The following is a 5,265-nucleotide window of genomic DNA, read 5'->3' as shown; positions in this document are numbered from 1 at the left end:
GAGCGAACGGCTTATCTGCAAGCGCGCGGCTTTCGCGTGCATCGCGTCTGGAACGACGAATTTCTGCGTAACCCGGATGCGGTACTCGAAGGCATCTGGCGCGCGTTGACGGCCCCCTCACCCGTCGAGCGCTAAAGCGCTCGCCAACCTCTCCCCCGAACTCGGGGGCGAGGTGAAGGTCCGAATCTGGCGCAAGTAGGAAGTAGTTCGAATGGCAAGTTTCGGTATCACTCCAGTCATTCCGCCCTCTTGAACCTGCGCCGTCCGCACCTACATCCATAGTGCTGTTTGACCGCGATGGTTCATACTGAAACGCAGTTGCGTTTGCATACAAACATAATCTGGAACGATTCGAATTCGATTCCGGCAGTTTGTCCTGCACCGCCGTTGCAAAAACCAGTGCGCAGCGTTTGGCGCAGCAAGGCGATTGTTGCGGCGCTCCCGCGGCTTAGCCGGATTTGAATTCGCGTTTTTCGATTTTTGCACTGGGCCGTTATGATGCCAGCCGGCTCTTGCGCACGCCGTAGAGCGCGTACACCGCGATGCCGATGCCGTTCCAGATCAGGAACAGGCGTTGGGTCAGGCCCGGCAGGTTCCAGAACAGATAGGCGCAGCCGAGGATCGCCAGCGGCCCGACCAGCCAGGCGAGCGGCGTCCGGAACACGCGCGGGCGGGCCGGGTCCTTGCGGCGGAAGATCAGCATCGCCAGCGACACCGCCACGAAGGCGCACAGCGTGCCGGAATTGGCCAGCTCGGCAATCAGCTTCAACGGCGCCAGCCCCGCGATCACCGCAGCGACGACGCCGGTGAAGATCGTCACCGCGATCGGCGTGCCGGTCTTGGCGCTCACCTTGGCGAGGCCGCCGGGCAACAGCCGGTCGCGCGCCATCACGAAGAAGATGCGGCTCTGGCCGTACATGAAGACCATGATCACGGTCGGAAAGGCGAGCACCGCGGCGCCGCCGATCACCGCCGACCAGCCGGAGCGGCCGAGGTTGCGCAGGATCAGCGCCAGCGGCTCGGCGCTGGTCGCGAAACTCGCCGTCGGCACGGCGCCGATCGCCGCCACCGCCACGGCGATGTAGATCGCGGTACAGAGCAGCATCGAGCCGACGATGCCGATGGAGAGATCGCGGCCCGGGCGCTTGGCCTCCTCCGCCGCGGTGGAAATGGTGTCGAAGCCGTAGAAGGCAAAGAAGATCAGCGACGCCGCCGGCAGCACGCCGAGCTTGGCGCCATCGGCCGTCAGCGACGAGACGCCGTAGGGCAGGAAGGGCGTGAAATGCTTGGCGTCGAAGGCCGGCAGGACGAGCGTCACGAACGCCGCCAAGGCCAACAGCTTGATGATGACGAGAACGAAATTGACGGTGGCGCTTTCGCGCGTACCGGCCGCCAACAGCGCCGCGACCGCCAGCGAAATGCCGACCGCCGGCAGATTGACGATGCCGCCCGCTACCGGCCCGGCGACGAAGGCATGCGGCAGCGGCAGGTGCAGCCACGCCATGAAGCCGGCGGCATAGGCCGACCAGCCCACCGCCACCGCGGCGCACACCACGGTGTATTCGAGGATCAGGCTCCAGCCGACGCACCAGGCGACCGGCTCGCCCATGACGACATAGGAATAGGTATAGGCGCTGCCCGCTGCCGGCATCATCGTCGCCATCTCGGCATAAGCGAGCGCGGCACACGCCGACACCACGCCGGCGATCAGGAACGAGACGATCATGCCGGGCCCGGCCAGCCCCGCCGCCTGCCCGATCAGGGTGTAGATGCCGGTGCCGACGATGCCGCCGACGCCGAGCGCGACGAGATGGGGCCAGGACAGGGTGCGCTTGAGACGCTCGCCGCCCGGGTTGTCGTGGACGCTGTCGATCGACTTCAAACGTCCGAATATGCTCATCCCGCCCGCCGCGCTTGGTGCGGGCTACATTTGAGGGGACGCCAGCGCCTCTGTCCAGCGCTCCTGCATCGAGAGGAGGCTATGGGGCCCGTCGCGGAGGAAGTCCTTGGCCAGTGCACGCACGAATATTCTGTCGGCGTCGCCGAGATATTCCACCGGCGACTTGCCGTCGATCCGCGCCAGCAGGAAGGCGGCGAGCAATCCGGCGGTGCGCCGCTCGAGCCCGTGGCGCGGCTCCCAATGAACGCCGTCGAAATAGGCCTCCACCAGCGCCGCAAACGACACGGCATACGCAGCAGCGAATTCGCGGTGCCACACCGCCTTGAGCAGGAGATGATTGAGACAGAACGCGAGATCGAACGCCGGATCGCCGTAGCAGCAGGTCTCGGCATCGAGAAACACCGGACCCTCGGGACCGGAAAGGATGTTCTTGGGGCTGACGTCGCCATGCATCAGGGCGATGCGGGCGGCCGCAAGGTTCTTCGCCATCCCCCGGATCGCCGGCGCCACGTCGGCATGGTGCGCCGCGGTGTAGAGGAGGTAAGCGTCGACCCGGAGGGCACGGAACTGCACCGTGTTGGCAAAAGCCCGGGCGAAGTCGTCACGACCGGCGGTCTCGCCGTGAATGCGGGCCAGCGCCGTTCCGACCGCGGCGGCGAATGCGGGATCGGCGTGTCCGGCCGCCAGTTCGCTCTTCCACACCGGATGGGTCTCGGGCGGGAAGTATTCCATCGCGAAGATGTGATGGGCGCGGTCCTCACCGAAAATCTGCGGCACCCAGGCCGGATCGATGCCGCCGACCAGCCGCATCCAGGCGACTTCGGCATGGCTGCGCTCGGCCGGCGCCCGCCAGTCGGCAGCGACGCGAAGCTTGGGCAGCGCCCGTTTGACGACGAGTGTACGATCGGCGGTGGTGACCTTGTAGACGTCGCAGGAAATCCCGCCCGCCAACGGCTCGACCGCCTGCACCGGCGTCAGCCGCATGGTCTCGAGAGCTGCCGTAAGGTCGGGGTCGGTCATGAATACTCGCGCGCTCGCCGTTATTCGTGCCATATCTTAGCACCCGACAGGAGAGATAAGATGACGCGCAACTGGTGGTTCGCTGTTTCGCTCGCCCTGGCCTTTCCGGCGATGGCCGCACCGACCGATTATGCCGCTGCGATCAGCGACAGCCGCCGACCCGATGCCGACAAGGCGCGCGATGCCGCCCGCAAGCCCGCCGATATGCTCGCGTTTGCCGCCGTCAAGCCGGGCATGAAGGTGATGGATCTGATCCCGGGCGGCGGCTATTTCACCCGCCTGTTCGCCGCCGCCGTCGGCGTCAACGGTCACGTCTATGCCTATCAGCCGACCGAGTTCGACTCCTATCTGAAAGGCAAGGAGCCGCCCGCCAATGCGGTGGCCGCCGCCTATCCCAATGTCACGGTGGTGCGGGCGAGCGTGAATGCGCTGACGGTGCCGGAAAAGCTCGACCTGATCTGGACGTCGCAGAACTATCACGATCTCAAGAACGGCGGCGGCGCCGACACCGCGGCGTTCAACAAGGCGGCGTTCGCGGCGCTGAAGCGGGGCGGGCATTACATCGTGCTCGATCATGCGGCGGCGCCGGGTTCGGGCAGTCGCGACACCAGCACGCTCCACCGCATCGACGAGGCGACGGTGAAGGCGGAAGTCACTGCGGCGGGGTTCGTGTTCGTCGGCGCCAACGATTCCTTGCGCAATCCGGCCGACGATCACAGCAAGGCGGTATTCGATCCCGCCATCCGCGGCCACACCGACCAGTTCGTGCTGGAATTCAGGAAGCCTTGACCTCGTTCGGGCGCCCGACTTGAACATTCCGGCGGTTGCGCGCACCGTCCCGGCTGCTTCGAGGGAGGGGGAGTTGATGCGCCTGGCCTTGTCCGCTCTTTTCGCTGCGGCCCTGATCGTGCCCGCAATCGCCGAGACCACTCCGGCAACACCTCCGGGCCCGCCACCGCCGCAGCGCATCACCGGCACCATCACCGCCTTCGCCGCGCCGACCCTGACGGTGATCACGAACAAAGGCGAAACCATCGCCATCCAGCTCGTTCCCGATGCCAAGGTGATCGCCAACAAGCGCAGCAGCTTCAACACCATTCAGCAGAACGACTTCGTCGCCCTCACCGCGGTAGTCGGCAAGGACGGCAAGCTGAAGGCCAAGGAAGTGCGCGACTTCCCCGAACCGCTGCGCGGCCTCGGCGAGGGCCTGTACCCCAGCGACAAGACGACCGAGACCCGCATCAACGGCACCGTCACCGAGGCGGCGACCACGGTCAAAGGCAAGGGCGGCACGCTGAAGCTCTCCTTCCACGCCGCCGCCGCCAATCCGCTCGGCATCTGCAGCGGGCACGCCCCCGCCCCCGGCAAGGGCGGCTGCACTGGCGATGCGGAAGTCTTGGTGACGCCGGCGACACCGGTGATGGCCTGGGTCGTGGGCGATCCGAGCTGGCTGGCGACCGGCAAGGCGGTGTCGCTTTACGCGGTGCTGACGTCGGAGGGGAAACTCGCGGCGTATGGTGTTGTCGTGGAACACGACGGCGTCAAACCACTTCCTTAGGCATGGACAACGAACCCAAGAGAATCGGTGCCGTTGCGGCACTTCCCATCGGGCTGTCGCCCATCGGCTTTGCGCTTGTCGGCGCGGTCATGCTGGGCGCTATTTCGATCGGCGCGCTCGCCATTGCTCGCCTCGCCATCGGCCGCATCGCCGTCGGCCATCTCCATCTCAAGCGGGCGGAGATCGACCAGTTAACCGTACGGCGCCTGCATGTGCTCGAAGGCGACGACGTCGACTGAGCCGCAGCGGACCAGAGCGACGGATTGACCCGGTTGTGCTAGCCTTCAGGCTTCGGCGGGGGTCGTGATGCGGGCGTATCTTTGGTGGGGGATGGCGGCGGCGTGCATCATAACGGCCGCGCATTTCGTTCCCGCTCCGCCGGTCACGGGCGCCACCAAACTGGTCTGCCGCGGCGGCGACGGCATCAGTCGCGACGAACAGATTGCCGCCTGCACCGTCCTGATCGACGATCCCAGCTATCCGCAACGCCCGCTGATGCTGCTGAGGCGCGCCCTCGTCTACAACAGCACCAGAACCTACGACCTCGCGCTTGCCGATCTCGACCGCGCCGTCGCCCTGAGGCCCGATTTCGCCGACGCCTGGCGTAACCGCGCCGATATCCGCGATACCGTCGGGCGCGAAGCGGAGGCCATCACCGATTACGACCATGCCATCGCGCTCGTGCCGGATGACGACGAACTCTACAACAACCGCGGCTGGGCCTATGCCCGGGCCGGTCTGCTCGCTCGCGCCGTGGCCGACTACGACAAGGCCATCGCGCTGTCGC

General features: G+C 66.2%; 7 protein-coding genes. 5 read left to right on the top strand and 2 right to left on the bottom strand.

The features are described from left to right. Window positions 1-135 (top strand): DUF559 domain-containing protein (locus AC1P6P_RS18480; protein ID WP_481403916.1); only part of this gene is annotated, 135 nt, incomplete at its 5' end. A gap of 358 nt (window positions 136-493) precedes the next feature. Here AC1P6P_RS18480 and AC1P6P_RS18475 read toward each other — a convergent pair. Together AC1P6P_RS18475 and AC1P6P_RS18470 are read right to left on the bottom strand one after the other, a co-directional pair. Beyond that, entirely contained in the window at window positions 494-1,900 is a 1,407-nt protein-coding gene (locus tag AC1P6P_RS18475; RefSeq protein ID WP_481403915.1) for an amino acid permease, read from the bottom strand. Window positions 1,901-1,924: 24 nt separating this feature from the next. Next, window positions 1,925-2,920 carry a phosphotransferase family protein gene (locus AC1P6P_RS18470; RefSeq protein ID WP_481403914.1) on the bottom strand — a complete coding sequence of 332 codons (996 nt, stop codon included), beginning with the start codon at window positions 2,918-2,920 and terminating at the stop codon, window positions 1,925-1,927. 60 nt (window positions 2,921-2,980) lie between these two features. On the opposite strand from AC1P6P_RS18470, the gene AC1P6P_RS18465 reads away from it, so the two are divergent. The 4 genes from AC1P6P_RS18465 to AC1P6P_RS18450 form a co-directional block, all read left to right on the top strand. Beyond that, complete coding sequence (locus AC1P6P_RS18465) at window positions 2,981-3,709, top strand: class I SAM-dependent methyltransferase (RefSeq protein WP_481403913.1); 729 nt, start codon at window positions 2,981-2,983, stop codon at window positions 3,707-3,709. 76 nt (window positions 3,710-3,785) lie between these two features. Continuing rightward, window positions 3,786-4,478: a hypothetical protein gene (locus AC1P6P_RS18460; protein WP_481403912.1), complete on the top strand. Its 693-nt coding sequence runs from the start codon at window positions 3,786-3,788 to the stop codon at window positions 4,476-4,478. Between the two features lie 2 nt (window positions 4,479-4,480). Further along, window positions 4,481-4,717, top strand: coding sequence for a hypothetical protein (locus tag AC1P6P_RS18455; protein ID WP_481403911.1), 237 nt, complete (start codon window positions 4,481-4,483; stop codon window positions 4,715-4,717). A gap of 67 nt (window positions 4,718-4,784) precedes the next feature. Further along, window positions 4,785-5,265: tetratricopeptide repeat protein (locus tag AC1P6P_RS18450; RefSeq protein WP_481403910.1), on the top strand; the 481-nt coding region annotated here is incomplete at its 3' end.

The sequence above is a fragment of the Rhizomicrobium sp. genome (assembly GCF_056722145.1).
The sequence above is the reverse complement of the archived record's forward strand: the minus strand, read 5'-3'. Positions and strand labels throughout refer to the sequence as shown.